Source organism: Erythrobacter sp. BLCC-B19 (assembly GCF_028621955.1).
In the GTDB taxonomy this organism is placed as follows: Bacteria; Pseudomonadota; Alphaproteobacteria; order Sphingomonadales; family Sphingomonadaceae; genus Erythrobacter.
Genome location: NZ_CP117516.1, coordinates 444,017 through 467,156 on the forward strand (window position 1 = coordinate 444,017; position 23,140 = coordinate 467,156).

The window sequence follows — 23,140 nt, forward strand, 5'->3', positions numbered from 1 at the left end:
CTTAGAAGCTCTTGCGGATCGTGAACTGGAACGTCCGACCGTAGAGCTCGTGGCGGCTCGGGAAGGTGCCGACCACCGCGGTTCCGGCCGCGTTCTGGAGAACGTTTTCGGTCACGAACGGCTCGTTGGTCAGGTTGAACACTTCGGCGAGCACCTGCACCCCGTTGAGGAAGCTGCCTTCCTTTTCGAAGGTGTAACCGATCTGCGCGTCGAGGATCGTTTCAGGCTGCGCCCGCGCGCCCGAGAGCGAGCCGTCGAAGTTCTGCACTTCCGACAGGAAGCCGCTGCGATAGCGGGCTGCCAGCTTGGCGCGGAAGCCGTACTTTTCGTAGAACACGTCGCCCGACCAGGTGACATCCGAATAGCCCGGAATGTCGATCGGAACGCTGTTCTGGTTGAGCACCTGCGCATCGGCATAGGTCACGCTGGCAAAGCCGCCGAACCCGTCCAGCGTATCGCTGAAATCGCCGAAGTTGAGGCGCACCGTGCCTTCGACCCCGGTGATCGTGCCATCCGAGAAGTTGACCGGCCCGTTGATGATCCCGATCCCGGCGTCGGGATTGCCCTGCAGGATCGACCCGGCACCGAAGTTGCGGATCGACTGCGAGATGTCGGCAATCGCGCTGAAGTCGATGATCCAGTCCGACAGATCCTTGTGGAAACCGGCGATGATGATCGCGGTGCCCGGCGAGAAGTACTTCTCGAACGAGATGTCGTAGGAGGTCGACCGGTAGGGCTGCAGCAGCGGGTTGCCGCCGCTGAGGTTGAAGCACACCTGCGCGGGCGGGTTGAAGCCGGGCAGCAGCACATCGGGGCGCTGGTCGGCGTTGGTATCGGCACAGGCCAGCGGGTTGAAGCCGATGTTCTGGTTCGCCGTCATCTGATCGAGACGTGCGCGGGTCACCGTCTTGGCCGCAGCGATGCGGATGAAGGTGTCGGGCATGATCTCGAAGGAGAGGTTCATGCTCGGCAGCCAGTTGTCATAGCTGGTGCTGACCGAGTTGACCCCGCCCGCGATGGTGCCGGTCGAACCCTGTTCGGTATCGGCATAACGCAGGCCGATATTGCCGCGCACCGGCACCGAACCCAGATCACCGTCGATATCGGCCTGGATGTAGAAGTTGTGGATCTGCTCTTCGACCACCCACTGGGTGTCAAAGGTGGCCTTCTCGACCAGATAGGTGCCATCGGTCAGGAAGCTGGCCGGGTTGTAGGCCAGCATATCGAAGCCGAGGTTCTTGGTGTTGGTCGTGCCGACGATGGCATTGGTGGGCACCCGCAGCCCGTTGCCGAAGGCGGCGGTGGGACGCAGGAAGCTTTCGTTCGAGTCGAAGTCCTTCGACCGGTCGGTGTAGAGCCAGCCCATCGTGATGCGGTCGATGAAGCCGCCATCGAACTGCCAATAGGTTTCCGCGCGCAGCTGGTGCAGCTCGTCATTGATCTGCGGCTGCTTGATGAAGCCGACCTGGCCCCACCCGCCCGGATCGGTGAGCAGCACGTTGGCCGGGTTGGTGTAATCGAGCTGGGTGTCGATCGAATACTGCCCATCAGGCGCAAAGGTGAAGACCATGCGGTCTTGCGGCCCCGAACGCGCGCGGCCGGTGCCGGCGTAGCTTTCGTAGTCGATGTCGTTGCGATCGAGCGTCGAGTAACCGTAGTCGAGCACGAAGCCGAGGTTGTCGGTCGCCTGCCATTCAAGGTTGCCGCCGAGCGCGAAGATTTCAGCCTCGCTGCCTTCGGTGTCGGTGCGCAGGATCGGCACGACGCCCGAATAGGTCGCGCTGGTGGCGAAGGAATCGCGGGTGCCGGTCGCGCCCTGGAAGGTCGCGCCGCTCCACGAGGCGATCGGGGTTTCGCTGCCGCGGAAGATGCCGCTGTCGCTGGTGTCGGTGTAGAAGCCGTCGAGGGTCAGCTGGAAGCGGTCGGTCGGCTCGAACTGGAGGCTCCCGGCAACCGAGGTGCGCTCGAAGCTGCGGCTGACCACGCCCTGACGCGGGTTGTCGGCGGGGTAGAACACGCCATTGGCATCACGGCGCACCTGCCCGACGAGGTTGGTGCGGTCGTTGTTGTCGCGGTTGTCCTGGGTCTTCAGCTCGCGGCTGATGAACTGGGTCGGCACCGACTGCACAGTGACGCCGAGCGACCAGCCGACCGTGCCGGCTTCGTTCTGGTCGATGTAGCTGCCGAAGAAGCGGTAGCCATCGGCGGCGAAATCGGGGTTCAGCGAACCGCTGTCATTGATGGTGTAGGTGCCCGAGACGGTCAGCTGACGCTTGTTCGAATCGAGCGGCTTGACGGTGCGCAGGTCGACCGCGCCGGCAATGCCGATGGCGGCGAGCTGGGCGTCACCGGTCTTGTAGACCACGCCCGTGCCAATCAGTTCGGACGGGAACTGGTCGAACTCGATCCCGCGGTTGTTGCCCGCCGAGACGATTTCGCGGCCATTGAGCAGCGAGAGCGAGAAGTCCGGGCCGAGGCCGCGGATCGAGACCTGCTGCGAACGGCCGCGCACGCGCTGGGCGGTCACGCCGGGCAGGCGGGCGAGGGTGTCGGCGATCGACAGGTCGGGCAGCAGGCCGAGGTCTTCGGCGGTGATCACTTCGACGATCGAGGTGGCTTCGCGCTTGGCATCGAGCGAGGACTGGATCGACTGGCGGATACCGGTGACGACAATCGCCTCACCTTCGGCCTCACCCTCGACCGCGGCCGGCTCTTCCGCGTCCTGCGCCATCACCGGCGCGCCGGTTACCGCGAGCGCCAGAAAGGTAGCGGCCCCGCAGAGCAGACGCGCGCTTGCATTGATCCCGTTCGTTTTCATCAGAAGTCCCCTCCTGCAAGCGCCCCTGAGCGTGCGCTTTTGCAGGTTTTTTCATAGACCAACCTGAACCTCAGGTAAACGGGCAAATGACAGAACCGTCGAGGGATCGACATTCCGCAACATTTTTGATATACTTCAATGCCTTGAGTGACACGATTGCCGCAAGGACGAACGCCTTGCCGCGACTTGTGCACCAGATTGTGGCTGGATTGACACAGTTTTCCCCTGCCCGCGTGCGTTGTCAGGCGCGCCAGCAGCGCCACAGTCCGGATCGCTCCCTCGAATCCCGAGCGCCGGATTTTTTCACGCTTATAAACAACGCACTATGTAATCCTCGTGGACTGTGGAACGCGATTTGATAGGCTCCCGTTCATGGCCGCCACCCCCGCCTCGCCCCCTCACGCGCCCCTTGCGGGGTGGGAAATTGCGCTCGCTTCTGCGCGGGTCGAGCGGTTTTCATCGCACAATCATACGCTTGTGAATGTCGATGGCTTCCTCGAATCTCCGGAGACCGCAATCTCCGCTGCGGTTTTGCAAAAATTTGCAAAAATCACGCCGCAATATCCGGGCGAGCGTGCCCCGCTTGATCCGGGGGTGTGCCGGATGTGGCTGGCCCAGCTTGCGCCGCTGCTCGACCAGTGGTTCGGCCCCTATGGCCGCCCGTGGGAGATGCAGGCGTGGTATTCGCTCGTCACCACGCCGCCCGCCGATCTCCTCCCGATCCAGCGCCTGCCCCATGTCGACGGCACCGATCCGACCCAGATCGCGATGATGCTCTACCTCCACACCACCGGTCACGGCGGCACGGCGTTCTTCCGCCATCAGAGCACCGGGCTGGAGGCGCTGACAGCGGCCGATTTCCCGCGCTATGCCAGCGCCTTGCAGGCCGATGTCGCCAAGACCGGCCTGCCGCCCGCGGCCTACACCACCGATGGCGCGCCGCATTTCGCGCGCACCCATGTGGTGCCGGGGCACTTCAACCAGGCGGTGTTCTACCGCGGGAACATCCTGCATAGCGGGGTGATCGACAACCACACGCCACTGAGCGCCGATCCGCGCGCGGGGCGGCTGACGATCAATGCCTTCTTCCGCCCGGCGGCGGGATAGCGCGCAGACAAGGGACACAGAGGATGGAGCGGCCAGAAGTCAGGAAGCTGGTAATCGTCGGCGGCGGCACCGCGGGGTGGATCACGGCGGCGGCCTTTGCCCGCCTGCTGGGCGAGCGACTCAGCATCGAACTGGTCGAGAGCGAGGCGATCGGCACGGTCGGCGTGGGCGAGGCGACGATCCCGCAGATCATCCGGCTGAACGCGATCCTCGGCCTCGACGAGAACGAATTCCTGCGCGCGACCTCGGGCACCTTCAAGCTCGGGATCGAGTTCGTCGACTGGGGGCGCAAGGGCAGCCGCTATCTCCACACCTTCGGCGACACGGGGATGACCCTCGGCAATGTCGCCTTCCACCACTATTGGCGGCGCCATGCCGGGGATGCGGGCGATCCCAAGGGGCTGTGGGATTTCTCGCTGCACCAGCTGGCGGCGGATCAGGCGCGCTTCGGCAAGCTCGACCGGGTGGGCAACACCGCGATGACGGGGCTGGCCTATGCCTACCACTTCGACGCCAGCCGCTACGCCTTGTTCCTGCGCGCCTATGCCGAAGGGCGCGGGGTGACGCGCACCGAGGGGATCGTCGAAAGCGTCGCGCGCGATGGGGAAAGCGGAGATATCACCGCGATCACCCTCAAGGGCGGCACAGTGGTCGCGGGCGATTTCTTCATCGACTGCACGGGCTTTCGCAGCCTGCTGCTGGGCGAGACGCTGGGGGTGGGCTACGACGACTGGTCGAAATGGCTCCCCTGCGACCGCGCGCTGGCGGTGCCCTCCGAGCGGCTGCCGACCCTTGTCCCCTACACCCGCGCTACCGCGAGGGATGCCGGCTGGCAGTGGCGCATCCCGCTCCAGCACCGCACGGGCAACGGGCACGTCTATTCCTCAGGCTTTACCACCGACGACGCGGCGGCCGATGTGCTGATGGCGGGGCTCGACACCAAGGCGCTGGGCGATCCGCGGCCGATCCGCTTTACCACCGGGCGGCGGCAGGCGTTCTGGGCGCACAATTGCGTCGCCATCGGCCTTTCGAGCGGCTTTCTCGAACCGCTCGAATCGACCTCGATCCACCTCATCCAGTCCCATGTCAGCCGGCTGATCCAGCTCTTCCCGCGCCGCGGCGAGCCTTCGGCGATGCGCGATGAATACAACCGGCGCTGCGCGGCGGAATTTGCCCAGATCCGCGACTTCCTGATCCTGCATTACCATCAGACCGCGCGCGAGGACTCGGAATTCTGGCGCTATTGCAAGCACATGGACGTGCCCGACAGCCTCACGGCCAAGATCGCGCTGTTCGCCGCGTCAGGCAGGGTTGGGCGCGATGTCGATGATCTGTTCCGCGATGCGAGCTGGGTGCAGGTGATGCTGGGGCAAGGCGTGATGCCAGCCGATTACGACCCGATGGCCGATCAGATCGCGCCCGCGCAGCTCAATGAATTCCTTGCCAACCTCAAGACGCTGATCACCCGCGCCGTCGCCAGCCTTCCGACCCACGAGCAATATCTCGCCCGCCACTGCCCGGTCGACGAACGCCTGCTGGCTGCCTGACGCGCGGCCTAGAGACGCGGCAAGAGAAAAGGGCGGCGCAAGGAAACCCTTGCGCCGCCCCGTTCACGCCCGAAGGCGGTGAAGCTTACTTCTTGGTGCTGGCGAGATAGGCCACCAGGTTCGCGCGATCCTGATCGCCCTTGACGCCCGGGAACGCCATCTTGGTGCCCGGCATGAAGCCCTTGGGGTCCTTGAGGTATTCGAACAGGACTTCCTCGGTCCAGGTCACGCCGCTCGCCTTGTTGGCGTCCGAATAGGCGAAGCCTGCAACCGAGCCCGACTTGCGGCCGACGACGTTGTAGAGCGACGGGCCGACGCGGTTCACGCCTTCGTCGAGGACGTGGCACGAACGGCACAGCGCGAACACCTTTTCGCCCGCAGCGACATCGGTGGTGAAGCTGGCATATTCGACCTTGGCACCGGCGTCAGCCGCCGCAGCCGGGGTCTCGGCAGCCGCCGGTTCGGCAGCCGCGGTTTCGGTCGCAGCCGGAGCCGCCGGCTCTTCAGCCTTCTTGCCACCGCACGCCGAAAGAGTAGCGAGTGCCGCCAGCGCGGCCGCGCCCATCAGGAAATTACGCTTCATAGTCGTTTGTCCTCTGAACAACTTGTTCCTCCCGCATCCCAGCGGGCCATAACCGAGATTCTGGGGCGTGGAAAGCGGGACTTCATGCATTTGCGCCGCCCTCTCCCCAACTCCGCCAACCCTTCCAACGCAGATGACCCAAAAGGGTTTCCGCCGAAATTGCCTCAGCCTGCAATGTGCGTCTGCAATGATTGCCATGACGAGACCGGACGCTATGCTTGGCGCATGATGACCTTGCCCAAGCACACCAAACTCGTCCTCGCCCTGCTGGCCTTCCTGCCGGTGTTCTTCGTGATCGCCGCCTTCGGCACCAAGCTCGGCATCTGGAGCTGGCAGTTCGGCCTGCTCACCCTGACCTTTACAGGCGGCATGATCGTGCTGGGGGTCACTGCACTTGCAGCGCTTGTCTCGCTGATCCTCGCCGCGCGGGCCAAGCCGCGCACCAATGCGCCGATCGCGGCAGCAATCCTCGGGCTTGCGGTGCCGGGCGCGGCGCTGGTGATGTTCATGAGCGCTGGCGGCAAGGCGGGCGAAAACCCGATCAGCGACATTGCCACCGACACCGGCAACCCGCCGGTCTTTTCCGCCCAAGTCATGGCCGAACGCACCAAGAGCGGGGCCAATCCGGTCAATGATTATCAGACCCCGCTTGGCCAGATCGAGCCGTACAAGGAGCGGGTCTCGGACGAGCTGAAGGTCAAGAGCCTCGCCCAGATCATCACCGCCAAGCCCGACCGCCCGGCCCCGCTGCCGCTCGGCGGCGCAGGCAAGGCGGAAGGCATCGTTGCGGTCAAGGCGGCGATGACGGCGATGGGCCTTACCGACATCCGCACCGACGAAGCCGCCGGCACGGTCGAGGGCGTGGCCGAGACCTTCTGGTTCGGTTTCAAGGACGATATCGTGGCGCGCGTCGGCGAGACGCAGATCGACTTCCGCTCGGTCAGCCGGGTGGGCGTGAGCGACATCGGCGCCAACACCGCGCGCATCAACGATCTGCGCAACCGCACCGAAACCTTGCTGGGAACGGCTAGCCGCTAAAGTCGCGCGCCGCCATCGCGCTGCGCTGGAACACGGTCAGCACGCACAGGCCCGCATAGGCATAGGCGATCCAGCCGAACGATGCGGGCCACAGGCACATGGCGATGAACACGGCGATGGTCTCGGCGCCTTCGGCCAGCCCCGTGGAATAGAAGAAGCTCTTGCGCCCATGCGCCTCGGTGCTCGCCCCGCGCTTGGCGGCGATCACCGCGAAGGCGAGGAAGCTCACCCCGGTCAGCACGAAACTGGCGACCAGCACCAGCGCAGGCAGCGTGTTGGCGGGATTGAGGATGCCGAAACCGAGCGGCACCGCGACATAAAAAGCGAAATCCGCGACAATATCGAAATAGCCGCCAAGGTCGGATGGCCCGCGCGCCCGTGCCACCGCTCCGTCGAGCCCGTCGAGCAGCCGGTTGGCGATGATCAGCGCCAGCCCCCAGCCGATGTGGCCCAGCGCAATCGCCCCCGCGCCCGTCAGCCCCAGCGCAAGCCCGGTGAAGGTCAGCGCATTGGCGGTCACGCCCGCCCGCGCCAGCGCCGCGCCTGCGCGGTTGAGCGGCGGGTCGATCAGGGGGCGCAGGCGGGCATCAAGCATGGCGTCTCACCATGTCACCAGCCCGATCCACGCCCCCGTCATGGCGCTGGCGAGGTTGCCGCTGATCCAGCTCTTCATCCCCAGCCCCGCGGCCTCGGCCCGGCGTTCGGGGCACAGGGTGCCGATGGTCGAGACCAGCAGGCCGACGCTGGCAAGGTTCGCCACCCCGCACAGGGCATAGGTGACGATCAGCGTCGCGCGCGGCCCCAGCGTGCCTGCGGGCAGCGCGGCGAGTTCGAGATAGGCGACATATTCGTTGAGCACCGCCTTGGTGCCCATCAGTGCGCCTGCCGCCTGCGCCTCGCCCCAGGGGACGCCCAGCAGCCACATGACGGGCGCAAGCCCCCAGCCCAGCATCCGCTTGAGCGTGAGCGGTGCGCCCTCCACGGAGGGCACCAGCGCGGCGAGCATCCCGTCGACCAGCGCCACCAGCGCGAAGACGGTGATGATCACCGCTATCACCGCAAGGAACAGCTGCATCCCGTCCATCGTGCCCTTGACGATGGCATCGATCGCGCCTTCGTAGCGAAGGCCGGGGTCTTCCTGCTCCACCTCGGTCGCACTGTCGCCCTGCGCCGGGGGCACCATCAGCCGCGCGATCAGCAGCGCGGCGGGAAGCGAGATCAGCGAGGCGGCAATCATGTGGCCGACCGCATCGGGGACGGTCGCCTTGAGGGTGGTCGCATAGAGGATCAGGATCGCGCCCGAGATGGTCGCCATCGTCAGGGTCATGATCTGGAACAGCTCGCTACGCGAGACGCGGGCGAAATAGGCGCGGGTCACCAGCGGCGCCTCGACCACGCCGAGAAACACGCTCGCCCCGCCCGACAGGCCGACCACGCCCGACACGCCAAGGCTGCGGCGCAGCAGGAAGCTGAGGCCGTTCACCATCCAGCGCAGCACGCCCCAGTGCCACAGCAGCGCCGACAGGGCGGAAAACACGATCACCAGCGGCAGGATCTGGAAGGCGATCACCAGCGGCGGCTGCGCGCCCGGCTTCAGCGCAAAGGGCAGCTCCGCCCCGCCGAGATAGCCGAACATATAGGCCGAGCCCTTGAGCGTCGCTGCCTCAACCGCGCTCACCGCATTGTTCACGAGGCCGACCGCCTCCCACACAATGGGTACGCGCACGATCAGCAGCGCCAGCAACCCCTGCAAGGCGAGCGCGCCTGCCATCCAGCGCCAGCCGGGATGGCCCTTGCGGTTCTCGCTGATCGCCCATGCCGCCAGCATCAAGGCGGCAATGCCGATCGCGCCGCGCAACTGGTCGAACAGCTCCATCGCGTCAGCCGCGCATCCAACCGTGATAGCGCTCGACCCAGCGCAGCAGGCCTTCGGGCTTGTGCGCCTTCTTCCAGTTGCCCGCGGCAAACTTGTTGGCCTCCACCATCGTGGGATAGGCGTGGATCGTGCCGAGGATCTTGTTGAGGCCCAGCCCGTGCTTCATCGCCAGCACATATTCGGCGAGCAATTCGCCCGCACCCGCGCCCACAATGGTCACGCCCAGCACCGTGTCCTTGCCGCCTGCCGGGGTGAGGATCTTGACGAAGCCCTTGGTCTCGCTCTCGGCGATCGCGCGGTCGAGATCGTCGAGGTCATAGCGGGTGACTTCGACCGCGATGCCCTGCTCTGCCGCCTCGCGCTCGTTAAGGCCGACGCGCGCGACTTCGGGATCGAGGAAGGTGACGGCGGGGATCACGCGGTAATCGGCCTTGAACTTGCGGAAGGTGCCGAACAGCGCGTTGACGCTCGCATACCACGCCTGATGGCTGGCGGTGTGGGTGAACTGATACGGCCCGGCGACATCGCCTGCGGCAAAGATATTGGGGAACTTGGTGGCGAGGAATTCGTCGGTCACCACGGTCTTGGCCGTGTCCACGCCCAAATCTTCCAGCCCGAAGCCCGTCAGCCGCGCCTTGCGGCCCACCGCCACGATCAGCGCGTCAAAGGGCACGCGCACCTCCTGCCCGCCAGCCTCGGCAATCAGCGTGCGGTCTTCGATCCGCAGCGCCTTGTGCCCCGTCAGCACCCGCACGCCCGATTCTTCGAGCGCCGCCCGCGCGAGCGCGCTGACATCGTCGTCCTCGCGCGCCAGCACCCGCGCGCCGCGCTCGATCTGCGTGACCTCACTGCCGAGCCGCGCAAAGGCCTGCGACAATTCGCACCCGATCGGCCCGCCGCCCAGCACCGCAATCCGGCGCGGGGCTTCGTCCATCTGCGCGAAGGTGGTCCACAGCGTCTCGCTGGTGACATAGCCGCTGGCCTCGATCCCCGGAATGTCGGGCACCACCGGCTCTGCGCCCGACGCGATCACGATGGAGCGCGTCGTCAGCCGCTGGGTGCCGCCATCATTGCGGGCGATTTCGACCGTCCAGGGGTCGATGATCCGCGCATAGCCCTCGACCACATCGACGCCGAGGCCGGTGTAGCGTTCGACGCTGTCGTGCGGCTCGATGGTCTTGATCGCCTCCAGCACCCGCGCCATCACCGCCTTGAGCGGCACTTGCGGAGCGGTGGCGGCAAGGCCATACTTGTCGGCATGGCGCATCTGGTGCGCGATCTTGGCGCTCTTGATGATCGCCTTGGACGGCACGCAGCCGGTGTTGAGGCAATCGCCGCCCATCTGATGCGCCTCGACCAGCGTCACCTTGGCCTTCACCGTCGCCGCGATCAGCGCCGAGACCAGCCCCGCCGAGCCTGCGCCGATCACCACCATGTTGCGATCGAACTTTGCGGGCCGCTTGAACCCGGCATAGACCCGGCGGCGCTTGATTACCCCGATGATGCCCTTGGCGATCCACGGCACGATGCCGAGCGCCACGAAGCTGCCGATCAGCGTGGGCGACAGCAGCCCGCTGGTGCTTTCGATCCGGGCAAGCTGCGTGCCCGCATTCACATAGGCCGCCGTTCCCAGCAGCATCCCCAACTGGCTGACCCACACGAAGGTCAGCGTGCGGATGCGGGTGAGGCCCATCACCAGATTGACCATGAAGAACGGGAAGGCCGGGATCATCCGCAAGCTGAACAGATAGAACGCCCCGTCACGCTCAAGCCCGGCGTTGATCGCCTTCAGCCGCTCGCCGAACCGCGCCTCGATGCTGTCGCGCAGCACATAGCGCGAGGACAGGAAGGCCAGGGTCGCGCCGATGGTCGAGGCGAAGGAGACGATTACAGTCCCCCACAGCACCCCGAACAGCGCGCCTGCCGCCAGCGTCAGGATCGCAGCGCCCGGCAGCGATGCGCCGGTGACCGCGACATAGATCGCAAAGAACCCCGCCGCCACCGCCAGCGGATTGTCCTGCTGGATCGCGGCAGCCTGCGCAGCGACCGCCTTGATCCCCGCAATCGAGAGATATTGGCCCAGGCCAAGCGCAAAATAGGCGATGACCAGCGCGGCCAGAACGGCGATGATGGCGAGCTTTTTCACGAGCAGTCCCGATCCCTTTTGGCAGGCCATTCGCCCCGGCACGGCGGCTGGTTACACTGTGCCTGTGACAGCAGCGTATTGCGCAATCCAGCCTTTGTCGATCCGATGCTTGAGGGCAAGCACCCATGCCCCTTGCGCTGCGAGCGGGCCATAGCTGAGGATTGCAGAGCCATCGCCGGTGTTGAGCAGGTAAAGGCTGTGGCGGCGCGGGCGATAGGCACGCGCGGGGGCGCGGCCTGTCAGCACGCTGCGCAGGTTCGCAGCGAGCACCGGCCCCGTCATCACCGCATGAACGCCCGCATGGGCGAGCGGGCGATCGCGGCGGGCAGCGACGTCGCCGACCGCGAAGATATGCGGGTGGGAGAGCGATTGCTGGCGCGCATCGACGGCGATGAAGCCGTCAGGATCGACCGCCAGTCCGCTTGCCCGCGCCCATTGCGGCGCTGCGCTGCCGATTGCGGCGATGATGGCATCGGCAGGTTCGAGGCTCTGCCCGCCCGCCATCAACGCGCCATGCGCGAAGCGGGCTGGCCCCGCTATCTGGACAATGCCCTGCCGCACAAGCGCTGCCGCCGCGCGGCGCTGGACGCTGGCGGCAAAGCCGGGGAGCAGCCCGCCCGTGCCCGTCACCAGCCTGACGTCGGGCCGCACCGCTGCGCCGGCAAGGTTGCGAAGGGCGAAGGCCAGCTCCACGCCTGCCGCTCCGCCGCCGACCACGACCACACGGGCAAGCCCCGCACGCCGGGCCGCGACCTGATCGACAAAGGCGCCGATCGGGCGCACGTCGATGAGGCGCGGGTCATCCCCCAGCACCGCGGCGGCGCGCCCGATCCCGCCGGTATCGACACTGGCATGGTCGAAAGCGATCCGCGCGCCGCTGGCGGTCGTCACCACCCGCGCCTCGGGATCGAGCGCAGCGCAGCGGTCGGCGATCAAGGTCACATCGGCACGGGCGGCGAGCGCTGCCAGATCGACCCGCCCTTCTCGCGGGCCGTGCTGCCCTGCCAGCCAGCCGGGCACCATTCCGGAATAGCGCAGGTGCCGGTCAGGAGTGAGCAGCAGCGTGCGCACCCCCGGCGGCGGCCCTGCCCTTGCCCAGTCGGCCAGCACCGCAACATGGGCGTGCCCGCCGCCGACCAGCAGCAGCGTTCGGGTGTCGGTTGCATTTTCTGCGCTGCGCGGTGCCATGGGAGGCGCATCATCGCGGTTGGTTCAGCTATCCGCAAGCTTTGCGCGCTAACGGGGCTGCAACACGACATTGCCTCGCAATAGCTTCTGATAGCTATGCATCTTCAAGAAGTTGCAGGTATTCTTCCGGCGCTGGAACCGCAGGGCCGCTGGATGATTAATCGCTTGCGGCGCGGCAATGTTGCACACAATGCAAAGCGGCTCCCACCTCCGGCATCCGGCCGAAGGGGGCGAACCGCGCAAACACAGGTTTGGCAACGGAAAGGCTGTCATGGCAGGCGAAGGCCAGAGTTACGGGTCGCAGATCAGCCTCGTGAAATTCTTCAGGATTTTCTTCGACATCCTGAAGCCCGAGGCGAATTTCTACTGGCTCGCGGCGGTCTATGGCATCGGCATCAGCCTGCTTTCGCTGGCGACACCGATTTCGGTGCAGATGCTGATCAACACCATCGCCAACACCGCACTCACCGCGCCGCTGGTGGTGCTGGCGCTGACATTGTTCGGCCTCCTGTTCATCTCCAGCATGATCTACGCCTTGCGCGTCCACCTCATGGAGCTGTTCGCCCGCCGTTTCTACGCGCGCATGGTGGCCGAGATTTCGCTGATCGCGGTCTATGCCCAGAACCCTTTCTTCTCCGACGCCAAGAAGGGCGCGCTGTTCAACCGCTATTTCGATGTGGTCTATGTCCAGACCGCAATCCCGATCCTGTTCATCGGCGGCTTTACCGTGCTGTTGCAGATCGCGGTCGGGTTCGTGCTGGTGAGCCTCTATCACCCCTATTTCCTCGGCTTCACGCTGGTGATGATCGCGCTGATCTGGGTGGTCTGGCTGGCATGGGGCAGCCGCGCGCTGCGCACCGGGGTCGACCTCAGCCATGCCAAGCACGCGACGGCGGCGTGGCTGGATACGCTCGGCAGCTCGAACGGCTTCTTCAAGTCGCAGCGCCGGATCGACTACGCGCTCGACAAGACCGACGATTACACCGCCTCCTACATCAAGGATCGCAAGCGGCACTTCCGCCACCTGTTCTCGCAGACCATCGCCTTCCTGCTGATGTATGCTGCCGCCAGCGCGGCGCTGCTGGGGCTGGGCGGGTGGCTGGTGATCCAGAACCAGCTGACGCTGGGCCAGCTGGTCGCGGCCGAGCTGGTGCTGTCGGCCGCCTTTGCCGGGGTTGCGCAGCTCGGCAGCTACCTCGGCTATTTCTACGACTTGTTCGCCGCGGTCGAGGAAATCTCGCAGTTCTACGATGTCGAGCAGGAACAGCCCAAGGGCGCCGATCCCTTCGACGGGCCGGATCACACCATCGTGATGAAGGGCGTGCGTGGGCGCGCCCGGCACGAGGAGGTGCAGTTCGATCTCGAAATCCCGAGCGGCTCGATCATCATGGCCGCCGCCAGCCAGCACGGCATCCAGCGATTGTTCACCAACCTGCTGAAGCTCCATGTCTTGCCCGAAGGCGGGATCGCGACGCTGGGCGGCATCGACATGAAGGCGATCGAGCCGCACCACCTGCGCAAGAATGTCCACGTGCTCGACCGCCCGAGCACGGTGGAAATGACGATCCGCGAATATCTCGCCCTGTCCTGCCCCGACACTGCCCCGCAGCGGATGATCGGCGCGCTGGAAACGGTTGGCCTTGCCGACATGATCGCCACGCTCGACAAGGGTCTCGACACCCCGCTCGCCTCGACCGGCTATCCGCTCTCGGCGGTCGAATTGCAGCAGCTGAAGCTCGCCAATGCGCTGCTCGAACGCCCGCGCATTCTGGTGCTCAGCCGCCTGTTCGACCTGCTCGATCCCGAACCCATCGCCCGCGCGGTCAACGAACTGCGCGCGCAGGCCTATACGACCGTGATCTACTTCTCCAACCGCCGCACCGATCTGGGCTTCGACCGCTTCCTCTATCTTGAGGCCAGCCGCCAGCGCGTGTTCACCAACTTCGACCAGTTCGCCGCCGCCACTGCCGGCCGCCTGCTCACCACGGGAGGCGAATGATCATGGCAACGCGCAAGGAAGACATGGCGCATTTCACCACGCTGGCGTCGATCAAGACGCCGCGGGTGATGCGGGCGGTGTTCGTGATGCTGCTGGCCGCGATCGTCATCGCGGTTGCCTTTCTGCTCTATGTGCCCTGGGTGCAGACCACCTCGGGCCGGGGCGTGGTGACGACATTGAGCCCGAACGAGCGGCGGCAGGATATCAACGCGCTGGTGCCGGGCCGGATCGAGGAATGGTATGTCCGCGATGGCTCTTCGGTGAAGAAGGGCGATCCCATCGTCCGCATCGCCGACATCGACCCCAATCTGCTCGATCGCCTGCGCGCCGAACGCGCGCAGATGGAACTGCAACTGGCTGCCGCCCAGTCCGCGCTCGCCACCGCCCAGATTGACGAACGCCGCAGCCGCGAACTGTTCGAGGCGGGGCTCGCTGCAAGGCGCGATTACGAGCTGGCGCAGATCAAGGTCGCCGATATGCAGGGCAAGGTCGCCGCCGCGCAGGCCGATTTGAACCGCGCCGATGTCAACATCGCGCGCCAGTCCGAACAGATCGTGCGCGCCCCGCGCGATGGCTTCATCCAGAGCCTCAATGCCGGCGATGCCGCGACCTTCATCAAGGCCGGCGATGTGCTGGCGACCTTCGTGCCCGACGGGGCCGAGCGCGTGATCGAAATCTTCATCGACGGGCGCGATGTCGCGCTGGTGCGACCGGGCGACAAGGCCCGCATCCAGTTCGAAGGCTGGCCCGCGGTGCAGTTTTCCGGCTGGCCCTCGGTCGCGGTCGGCACCTTCGGCGGCAAGGTCATCGCGGTCGACCAGTCGGCGCAGGTCAATGGCCGCTTCCGCGTGCTGATCGCCGAGGAAAAGCTCGACGGCTATGGCTGGCCGGAAGAACGCTACGTCCGCTTTGGCGCGGTGGTGCAGGCCTGGGTGCTGCTGGAGACGGTGCCGGTCGGCTACGAGATCTGGCGTCAGCTCAACAACTTCCCGCCCGAACTTCCCGCGCCTTCCAGCACGGCCAGCGCCAGCGGCAGCAGCAGCGGATCGGCCAACTGACGATGCGCCGAAGTCCTGCCTTGCGGCGGCCGGGCGCCCTGCTCGCCGCCTGCGCCCTGCTGGCGCTGACGCTGGCGAGCGGCGCGCCCGCGGTCGCGCAGAATATCGAGCCGGTGGGAGACCCGCTCGACGTGGCGCTCACCACCGGGCCGCTGCTGCCTGAAGAAGTGCTGCGCTCCTCGGCCCTCACCTTCCCGCAGGTGCTCGAAGCCTTCGAACGCGAGGCCGCCGCCCGCGCCGACCAGCTCGGCGCCGACGGCGCCTTCGACCTGATGCTCAAGGGCGAATATTATGATCGCCTGACCGGTTACTATTCGGGCGGGTTCGGCAAGGTCGAAGCGCGCCAGCCGCTGATGCCCTTTGGCGCGGAAGTGTTCGGCTCCTACCGCGTCTCCTCGGGCGACTTCCCGACTTACGAGAACTACAACTACACCAACGCGCTGGGCGAGGTGAAGGTCGGCGCGCTGTTCTCGCTGCTGCGCAACCGCGACATCGACAGCCGCCGCTTCGCGCTCGAGGACACGCGCCTTGCCGCATCGCAGGCCCAGCTCGATGTGCTGCTGGTGCAATTGAACGTCCAGCACGAAGCGCTGCGCGCCTATTGGCGCTGGGTCGCGGCGGGCGAGGAAATCCGGGTGTTCGAGGAACTGCTCGAAATCGCCGAAGCGCGCCAGATCGGCCTCACCCGCGAGGTGAACGAAGGCGCGCGCGCACGCATCGCGCTGACCGAGAACGAGCAGAACCTGCTCGCCCGCCGCTCGCTGCTGGAAGAGGCCAAGCGCAACTTCACCACCGCCGCCAATTCGCTGGGGTTCTATATCCGTGGGTCGGACGGGCGGATGATCGTGCCGACCCGTGAAATGCTGCCCGACATGGCGCGCTTCCGCGAGATTTCCCCGGCGGACAAGCTCGCCGCGCTGCCGCTCAGCGAGATGATCCAGAACCGGCCCGAACTCCAGACCTTCAAACTCGCGCTCGAACGCGCGACCAACAAGGTCGCCTTGCGCGAAAACGACCTCAAGCCATCGCTCAACGCCTCGGTCGAGCTGTCGCGCGATTTTGGCCAGATCGGCCCCGGCGGCCCGGGGTTCGATTCGACCGATACGGTGGTGGGCCTGACCTTTTCGGTCCCGCTCCAGCGCCGCACCGCGCGCGGTGCCTTGCAGCGCGCCGAGGCCGAGCTGCGCGAGACCGAACTGCGCCAGCGCCGGATCGCCGACCAGATCACCACCGATGTCGGCAACATCCTTGCCAACCTGTCGGCCGCGCTGCGCCTTGCCGACCTTGCCGATGCCGAGGTCAAGCAGGCCAATGCGATGGTGCAGGCCGAACGCACCCGGTTCCGGCTGGGGGCGGGCGACTTCTTCTTCGTCAACCAGCGCGAGGAAACCGCCGCCAACGCCCAGATCAAGGCGATCCGCGCCGAGCTTGCCGGCCGGCTGGCCGAAGCAAGCTACAACGCGGCCACGATGAACCTTACTGCGCTGGGGCTGGAGTAGGCGCAGCCGCGGCGGCGGCGGCAGCAGCCTCCGCCTCGGCCTTGGCCCGCGCCTCTTCCTGTGCCAACCGCGCGGCCTCGGCTTCGGCCTTGGCCTTGGCTTCCGCCTCGGCCAGCCCGACGAGATCAATCGGCACGTCGCGGTTATAGGCCAGCACCCCCGGCACCGGCGGGATCCGCCCGACCAGCGCGTTGAGGAAATTGTTGCGTTTGCCCGCCGCGCGCAGATCGGCCTTCACGACCGTGTATTTGGCAAGGCTCTCCGGCGTGCTCCAGTCGGTCGGCACGGCGGGGCGATCGGGCATCAGCTCGCGCTGGAAGGTCGAAGCTTCCAGCGCCTTGCGATCCGCCCAGCCGAGGCTGAGGAAATCGCCGAGCGAGGTGATCTGCCCCGGTTTGGCCTCGAACTTGACCGAGCCCATGCAATAGCACTGCCCCCCGGTCGCGGCGCCGGGCAGATAGAGGATCGGGCCGAACCACGTATATTCGCCCGGCTCGACCTCGATGAGATAGGAGAAGCTCTTGGCGGGCGCCTCGGTCTTGTCGAACACGAATTGCGGGCCGAAGGGCACGATCATGCGCAGGTCGATATCCGCGATGGCGAAGTTTTCCTCGGTCGGCTCGACCGGCTTGTTCTTGAGCGGGCGGCCGGTCTGCTTGGAGGCGTTGTAGGTCGCCAGCTTCTTGGGATAGTCCTCCTTGGCCTCCTCGAATTCCTCGCGCCACTTGGCCTCGTAATTGGCGATTTCCGCGGCATTGGGCGTCTTCAGGAACACGCCATAGGTGCGGTTCTGGGGGCTCTTGATGTAGATATAGGCCTTGGCCGGATCGATCTTGGCCTTGCCCGAGGCAAGGTTCTTCAATTCGATCGCCTTGTATTCGGCGACATCGGGCTTGAGCTTTTCCGCCGCCGCGGGGGTCGCCGCCAGCGCCAGCGCGCCTGCGATCAGGGTGATGATGCGCTTCATGGTTCGAGCACCTCCAGCTTGGGCTTGGGGCCGGAGGCGACGCGCGCCTGCTTCATCAGCGCGGCCTCCCGATCCTTGGCGTTTTCGCGGCTGAGGCCTTCTTCGAAATGGAACGCCTGCCACAGCTCCTTTTCCAGGCCGTAGCGGTCATAACCCTTGTAGAACATACAGTTGCGCAGGTTGATCCGCTTGATCCGGCGACGTTCGGCGCTGCCGAAGATCGCGTCGGCCATCAGCCCGCCAATCGCCCCGCCGATCCCGCCGGCGAGCACGCCGTACTGGCTCATCGCCGAACTGATCGCGGCGCTATCGGCGCCCATGTAGAAGTTGATCCCGCTCGCGAGCGAATCGCATTCGGTGATGTCGAAATAGGCCTGATCGAAGCTGGTATCGGCGCGGTGGAAGAAGAAATACTTGTCGAAATCCGCCGCGATCGTGGGATCGGGGGTGTAGGCCAGATCGGGCATCGCCACCGCTTCGATCTCGGCAGCAGTGAACACCTTCATCGGCGGTTCGGTCTTGATCGCCTGCGCGCCTGCTACCGATGGCACTGCCGCCATCAGCGCAAGCGCTGCATAATGCAGCAACTTCATGGTAAATGCGCCCCTCTCGTTTGACCCTGAGCGGCAACCTGACAGAGCCATTTGCACGCTGCAAGCGGGAATTTTCCCGCGCCTAGATCCTGCCCCTGAGCGCCTGATAGGCCGCCGCCGACACGGTGTTGGCAAGGTTCAGCGAACGGATCACCTCGCTGCGCATCGGCAGCTTGAACAGGCGCCCTTCATGCCGCGCGAGGATCGCTTGCGGGATGCCCTTGGTCTCCTGCCCGAACACCAGAAAGGCGTCCTCCGGGTAATCGGGCTCGTAGAATGACCGCGCGCCGAACTCCTCGAACAGGAACACCTGATCCTCCCGCGGCGCGCGGGCGGCCAGGAATGCGTCCCAGCTGGCATATTCGGCGAGGCGCACGTGCGGCCAGTAATCGAGGCCCGAGCGCTTCACCCGCTTGTCCGAGATCTCGAAGCCGAGCGGGTGGATCAGGATCAGCTCCATGTCGAGCGCCACGCAGGTGCGCCCCACCGCCCCGGTGTTGCCGGGAATTTCGGGCTGGACGAGGACGATTGCGGTCATGCCCCGCCGCCTAGCCCGCGCGCGGCGGCTAGGCCAGAGGCAGGTAGAGATCGGTCACCATCTCGCCTTCCGGGATGCCGGGGCCGAAATTGCTGCGCTCGGCAAACAGCGGAAAGTCGCGCAAGCCCTCGCCGCTGGCGGGCAGCCATTCGCGGTAGAGCCAGTTGGCAGGCGCCTCCAGATCATCGGCCGGGCCGGTGAGGCGCAACCTTGCGCAGCGTCCGCCGGGGATCACGCCCTCGCCCATCCCCTCGCCCGGTGCGAGGCCGGGAATGCGCGAGCAGGCGAGCGTCACTTGCGGCTCGCCCTCACCATCGCTGGCGAAGATGTTGAAGGTGCGCGTCTTCTGCGGCCCCGCGCCATTGGCCTTGCGCCAGGCGATAAAGCGCCCGATGCTCGCTCCCAGCAGATGCGGCGGGCCATCGTGGCGCAGGGTCACGACGGGGACGGCGGCTAAGGTGGCGATAGTGACATCCTCGGCGGCGAATTGCGGCATGGCGTATTTCCTTGCTTGGGTCTGCGGCAGGATCGCCGCGTGCCACGCGTTCCAGTCCGGCGCGCGCCGAAAGGCGCTGGGGCTGACCCCGAAGGCCTTGCGGAACACCCGCGCAAAGGCATCCGGGCTGTCATAGCCCGCCTCCAGCGCGACCGCGATCACCGGCATCTCTGCCCGATTGGCGAGCTGAAACGCCGCGCGCTTGAGACGCGAGAGGCTGACATAGGCTTGCACCGAAAGGCCGAAGGTGGCGGCGAACTGGCGATGGAAGTGAAACTTGCTGAACGCCGCCACCCCGGCCAGCGCGGCCAGCGAGAGGTCGCCGTCGGGGTGCCGGTCAATATGATCCAGCACCCGCGTCATGCGCCTTGCGTAATTGGTGGCGGCGGTCTCGTTCATTTCCATCCCTTCGTTGCAGGGGATGGCTAGAACGCCAAGCGGCAGCGCGCCCGACCGATCTTGCGGTTCACGCCGGGAGGCGCGCGAGATAGTGCCGCAGGGTCGAAAAATGCGAGAGGCCGTCGATCAGTGCGACCTGCGGGCGCTGCGGCAGAGCGGCGGCGAGCGCTTCGGCCATCGCCGGCGGTGTCCAGTCGTCTTCGCGCCCCTGCCAGATGCTGACCGGTTGCGGCACCCGCGCCAGATCATCGCGCCAATCGGCAACATAGGCGCGGATCTCGGCAGCATAGGCAGCGCGGCTGTCGAGCAGGCTGTGGCGCAGCGATTGCGCGAGGCTCGCAATGAAGCGCGGATCGGCGGCGAGATCGCGGTCTGCGCCGCGGGCCTTGGCCATCAGGGCAGCAGCCATCCGTTCGGGCGCAAGGCGGGCGACCTGCGCCTGCGCAACGGTCAGCGCCGCAAAGGGCACGGCCCCCGCCAGCGCCGCGCGGAACACCGGCGCGCCGGCCATGCCGGAGAGAAAATCGCCCAGCTGGAGCGGCGCTGCGGGGGAGACGAGGTCGATCCGTGCCACCCGCTCGCCCAGCAGGGGTGCGACCCGCAAGGCGGCGTGCGCGCCCAGCGAAAAGCCGACAAGGTGCAGCGGACCGTCGGGCAAGCGGGCCGCGATCGCTTCGGCAAGCCGCGCGAAATTTCCGCCCCGCGCCGCCACATGGAACCCCGCCGCCTGTGCGGCGATCTCGGGACCGAAGCCCGCCAGCTCCGCCGCCGATCCGGGCAGGCCGTGGAAATAGAGGGTCTGCGCGGCAGCCATGGCGCTAGACCAGCTCGATCCGGGTGTGGCGGGCGATCAGCCGGTGATCGCTCACCTGCTGGCTCCCGTCCCATGCGACCTCGCAGAGCAGCTTGGAAAACCGCTTCCACCATTGGCGCTCGTCATTGCGCGCACCTTGTGCCGCGAGCCGGGCGACATTGCGCGCGGCGACCGCCTCGGCAAGGCTGCCGAGCGTTGCCCAGTCCCCGCTCCAGCCCCCACGGTCGAACAGCACCACCAGCACCGCAAGCGGCCACAAGGCGAGCCAATCGCCCGAGCCCTGCCACAGCGCCAACACGGCCCCGCCCGCAAGCAGTGCGAGCGCAAGCGCGCAGCCCGCGCCGCTGATGACCTTGGCGGGCGCGGCCAGCCCGAGGTCACGCTCGATCATCGCCGCCACCCGGCGGGGCGAAGGCAAGCCCTGCCCCTTGAGCGCCGTCTGCGGCGCGGCGGCGGGATCAAGGCCCAGGTTCACCAGCAGTCGCCGCAGACGGTAGAACGCCATCTGCGTATCGCACCGCTCTCCCGCACCATCGGGGGTGCGGCAACGCAAAATCTCGTCAAACAGCGCGCCTGCCGTCTGCACATGACGCAGATCTTGCGGCAGTGTGACGGCAAACGACGCCTCGACCTCAGGGATCAGATCGGCGAGGTCGTCCCCGTCAACCCGCACCGCATCGAGAGGCGTCCCCGCCATCACCCCAGCTTGCCCTTGAGCAACTGGTTCACGAGCTGCGGGTTCGCCTTGCCCTGCATCGCCTTCATCGTCTGGCCGACGAAGAAGCCGAACAGCGCTTCCTTGCCGGCGCGGTACTGCTCGACCTTGTCGGCATTGGCGGCGATGATCGCGTCCACGGCGGCTTCGATCGCGCCGGTGTCGGACACCTGCTTCAGCCCCTCGGCCTCGGCGATTTCAGCAGGATCGCGGCCAGTCTTGAGGACGATTTCGAAGATCTCCTTGGCCTGCCCGCCGCTGATCTCGGCCTTGTCGGCCATCGCGAGGATGCTCGCCTGCGCGGCGGCAGTGGCGTTGGCGGGGTCGCCCTCGTCACCCAGCGCCTTCAGCACCCCCGGCGCGACCGAGAGCGACCAGTTGGCGACCTGCGTGGCGACCGCGGCCTCATCCTTGCCGGTGGCTTTCGCAGTCTCGGCCAGCAGCGTCTCGAACCGCGCGAAGGTTTCCACTTCGGCGGTCAGCTCGCGCGCGTTGTAGGGGGTGAGGCCAAGCACCTCGACATAGCGCTTGCGCTTGGCGTCGGGCAGTTCGGGGAGCGAGGCGCGGCACTCGGCGAGGAAGTCCTCCTCCAGCACCAGCGGCAGCAGATCGGGATCGGGGAAGTAGCGGTAATCGTGCGCGTCTTCCTTTGACCGCATCGTGCGCGTGGTGCCGGTGCCCGGGTCGAACAGACGCGTCTCCTGCACGATGCTCCCGCCGCTTTCGAGCACATCGACCTGCCGCATCGCCTCATGCTCGATCGCCTGCATGACGAAGCGCACCGAGTTGACGTTCTTGGTCTCGGTGCGGGTGCCGAAGGGCTCGCCGACCTTGCGCACCGAGACGTTGACGTCGGCGCGCATCGAGCCTTCTTCCATGTTTCCATCGCACGAGCCGACATAGCGCAGGATCGCCCGCAGCTTCCTCAGGTAAGCCCCTGCCTCGGCGGGCGAACGCATATCCGGGCGGCTGACGATCTCCATCAGCGCCACGCCCGAGCGGTTGAGGTCGACATAGGACATGGTCGGGTGCTGATCGTGCATCAGCTTGCCCGCATCCTGCTCGACATGGATGCGCTCGATCCCGATCACCTTGTCTTCCGGAATCCCCGCCTTCTCGTCGGCCTCGATCAGCAGCGAGCCTTCGCCCACAAGCGGATGATAAAGCTGGCTGATCTGGTAGCCCTGCGGCAGATCGGCGTAGAAGTAGTTCTTGCGGTCGAAGCGGCTCCACGCGTTGATCTGCGCCTCAATCGCCATGCCGGTGCGCACGGCCTGACGGATGCATTCGCGGTTGGGCACGGGCAGCATCCCCGGCATCGCGGCATCGACGAGGCTGACCTGCGCGTTCGGCTCCGCCCCGAAGGCGGTCGCCGCGCCGCTGAACAGCTTGGCGTTGGAGGTGACCTGCGCGTGGACTTCAAGGCCGATCACGACCTCCCATTCACCCGTGGCACCCTGAATGCGGTAGTTGCTCATTGCTCTGTGGTCCTGATCAAACAATCTTCCGTGTCCGTGTGACGGACATACACAAACCGATCCCGGTCGGGACGACGCTCTTCATCCGGTACGAAGTTTTCCCAGACTTCGACAAGATAGCCCGCGATCCGCCTCGTCTTCCGGGTCCGGTAATATTGCTCTTTCTTCAGCTCTGCCGCGATGGCTTGGTGCGTGGCGCAGTTGGCACCATTGTCCTGCCGCGCATTTTCGACCGCTGCCACTGAAGGCATGGCGGCAAGGACGTGCAAGAGCATCAGCAT

The 23,140-nt window shown here is 66.2% G+C and carries 20 protein-coding genes; 6 read left to right on the forward strand and 14 right to left on the reverse strand.

The genetic code is table 11. The features are described 5' to 3' along the window. Position 1 precedes the first annotated feature (1 nt). Complete coding sequence (locus PS060_RS01875) at positions 2 to 2,818, reverse strand: TonB-dependent receptor (protein WP_273985062.1); 2,817 nt, start codon at positions 2,816 to 2,818, stop codon at positions 2 to 4. Positions 2,819 to 3,190: 372 nt separating this feature from the next. Here PS060_RS01875 and PS060_RS01880 point away from each other — a divergent pair, with 372 nt between their 5' ends. Beyond that, on the forward strand, positions 3,191 to 3,925 hold the full coding sequence (locus tag PS060_RS01880) for a DUF6445 family protein (RefSeq protein ID WP_273985063.1): 735 nt from the start codon (positions 3,191 to 3,193) through the stop codon (positions 3,923 to 3,925). 23 nt (positions 3,926 to 3,948) lie between these two features. Beyond that, positions 3,949 to 5,472 (forward strand): tryptophan halogenase family protein, encoded by a 1,524-nt coding sequence (locus tag PS060_RS01885; RefSeq protein WP_273985064.1) that lies wholly within the window; start codon positions 3,949 to 3,951, stop codon positions 5,470 to 5,472. Between the two features lie 85 nt (positions 5,473 to 5,557). On the opposite strand, the gene PS060_RS01890 is transcribed toward PS060_RS01885, so the two are convergent. Beyond that, entirely contained in the window at positions 5,558 to 6,055 is a 498-nt protein-coding gene (locus PS060_RS01890) for a c-type cytochrome (RefSeq protein ID WP_273985065.1), read from the reverse strand. 174 nt (positions 6,056 to 6,229) lie between these two features. On the opposite strand from PS060_RS01890, the gene PS060_RS01895 reads away from it, so the two are divergent. Next, positions 6,230 to 7,093, forward strand: coding sequence for a DUF1499 domain-containing protein (locus PS060_RS01895; protein WP_273985067.1), 864 nt, complete (start codon positions 6,230 to 6,232; stop codon positions 7,091 to 7,093). Here PS060_RS01895 and PS060_RS01900 read toward each other — a convergent pair. From PS060_RS01900 to PS060_RS01915, 4 genes are read right to left on the reverse strand one after another with little or no spacing between them, the layout of a single operon-like run. After that, on the reverse strand, positions 7,083 to 7,688 hold the full coding sequence (locus PS060_RS01900; protein ID WP_273985069.1) for a CDP-alcohol phosphatidyltransferase family protein: 606 nt from the start codon (positions 7,686 to 7,688) through the stop codon (positions 7,083 to 7,085). The genes PS060_RS01895 and PS060_RS01900 overlap by 11 nt on opposite strands. Before the next feature lie 6 nt (positions 7,689 to 7,694). Next, complete coding sequence (locus PS060_RS01905; RefSeq protein WP_273985070.1) at positions 7,695 to 8,969, reverse strand: NupC/NupG family nucleoside CNT transporter; 1,275 nt, start codon at positions 8,967 to 8,969, stop codon at positions 7,695 to 7,697. Positions 8,970 to 8,973: 4 nt separating this feature from the next. Further along, the gene (locus tag PS060_RS01910; protein ID WP_273985071.1) at positions 8,974 to 11,115 is read right to left on the reverse strand and encodes an FAD-dependent oxidoreductase; all 2,142 of its coding nucleotides are present in this window, start codon (positions 11,113 to 11,115) and stop codon (positions 8,974 to 8,976) included. Positions 11,116 to 11,166: 51 nt separating this feature from the next. Then, the gene (locus PS060_RS01915; RefSeq protein ID WP_273985072.1) at positions 11,167 to 12,303 is read right to left on the reverse strand and encodes an FAD-dependent oxidoreductase; all 1,137 of its coding nucleotides are present in this window, start codon (positions 12,301 to 12,303) and stop codon (positions 11,167 to 11,169) included. A 271-nt stretch (positions 12,304 to 12,574) separates the two neighbouring features. Here PS060_RS01915 and PS060_RS01920 point away from each other — a divergent pair, with 271 nt between their 5' ends. Genes PS060_RS01920 through PS060_RS01930 form a run of 3 tightly spaced genes read left to right on the forward strand, consistent with a single transcriptional unit; the run spans position 12,575 to position 16,859 of the window. Next, positions 12,575 to 14,302 carry an ABC transporter transmembrane domain-containing protein gene (locus PS060_RS01920; RefSeq protein WP_273985074.1) on the forward strand — a complete coding sequence of 576 codons (1,728 nt, stop codon included), beginning with the start codon at positions 12,575 to 12,577 and terminating at the stop codon, positions 14,300 to 14,302. A gap of 2 nt (positions 14,303 to 14,304) precedes the next feature. Beyond that, positions 14,305 to 15,360: an HlyD family secretion protein gene (locus tag PS060_RS01925; protein ID WP_273985076.1), complete on the forward strand. Its 1,056-nt coding sequence runs from the start codon at positions 14,305 to 14,307 to the stop codon at positions 15,358 to 15,360. A 2-nt stretch (positions 15,361 to 15,362) separates the two neighbouring features. Beyond that, a complete protein-coding gene (locus PS060_RS01930) occupies positions 15,363 to 16,859 on the forward strand; it encodes a TolC family protein (protein ID WP_273985077.1) in 1,497 nt (498 codons plus the stop codon). On the opposite strand, the gene PS060_RS01935 is transcribed toward PS060_RS01930, so the two are convergent. The 8 genes from PS060_RS01935 to PS060_RS01970 form a co-directional block, all read right to left on the reverse strand. Continuing rightward, positions 16,837 to 17,826: a hypothetical protein gene (locus tag PS060_RS01935; protein WP_273985079.1), complete on the reverse strand. Its 990-nt coding sequence runs from the start codon at positions 17,824 to 17,826 to the stop codon at positions 16,837 to 16,839. The two genes, PS060_RS01930 and PS060_RS01935, sit on opposite strands and share 23 nt — an antisense overlap. Continuing rightward, positions 17,823 to 18,419 (reverse strand): hypothetical protein, encoded by a 597-nt coding sequence (locus PS060_RS01940; protein ID WP_273985080.1) that lies wholly within the window; start codon positions 18,417 to 18,419, stop codon positions 17,823 to 17,825. The genes PS060_RS01935 and PS060_RS01940 overlap by 4 nt, the downstream gene beginning before the upstream one ends. A gap of 82 nt (positions 18,420 to 18,501) precedes the next feature. Then, the gene (locus PS060_RS01945; protein WP_273985081.1) at positions 18,502 to 18,957 is read right to left on the reverse strand and encodes a tRNA (cytidine(34)-2'-O)-methyltransferase; all 456 of its coding nucleotides are present in this window, start codon (positions 18,955 to 18,957) and stop codon (positions 18,502 to 18,504) included. A 28-nt stretch (positions 18,958 to 18,985) separates the two neighbouring features. Beyond that, the gene (locus PS060_RS01950; protein ID WP_273985082.1) at positions 18,986 to 19,852 is read right to left on the reverse strand and encodes an AraC family transcriptional regulator; all 867 of its coding nucleotides are present in this window, start codon (positions 19,850 to 19,852) and stop codon (positions 18,986 to 18,988) included. 67 nt (positions 19,853 to 19,919) lie between these two features. Continuing rightward, complete coding sequence (locus tag PS060_RS01955) at positions 19,920 to 20,666, reverse strand: alpha/beta fold hydrolase (RefSeq protein WP_273985084.1); 747 nt, start codon at positions 20,664 to 20,666, stop codon at positions 19,920 to 19,922. 4 nt (positions 20,667 to 20,670) lie between these two features. Then, a complete protein-coding gene (locus tag PS060_RS01960) occupies positions 20,671 to 21,363 on the reverse strand; it encodes a hypothetical protein (protein WP_273985086.1) in 693 nt (230 codons plus the stop codon). Next, positions 21,363 to 22,859 carry an Asp-tRNA(Asn)/Glu-tRNA(Gln) amidotransferase subunit GatB gene (gene gatB / locus PS060_RS01965; protein ID WP_273985087.1) on the reverse strand — a complete coding sequence of 499 codons (1,497 nt, stop codon included), beginning with the start codon at positions 22,857 to 22,859 and terminating at the stop codon, positions 21,363 to 21,365. The genes PS060_RS01960 and gatB overlap by 1 nt, the downstream gene beginning before the upstream one ends. Next, on the reverse strand, positions 22,856 to 23,140 hold the full coding sequence (locus tag PS060_RS01970; RefSeq protein ID WP_273985088.1) for a hypothetical protein: 285 nt from the start codon (positions 23,138 to 23,140) through the stop codon (positions 22,856 to 22,858). The genes gatB and PS060_RS01970 overlap by 4 nt, the downstream gene beginning before the upstream one ends.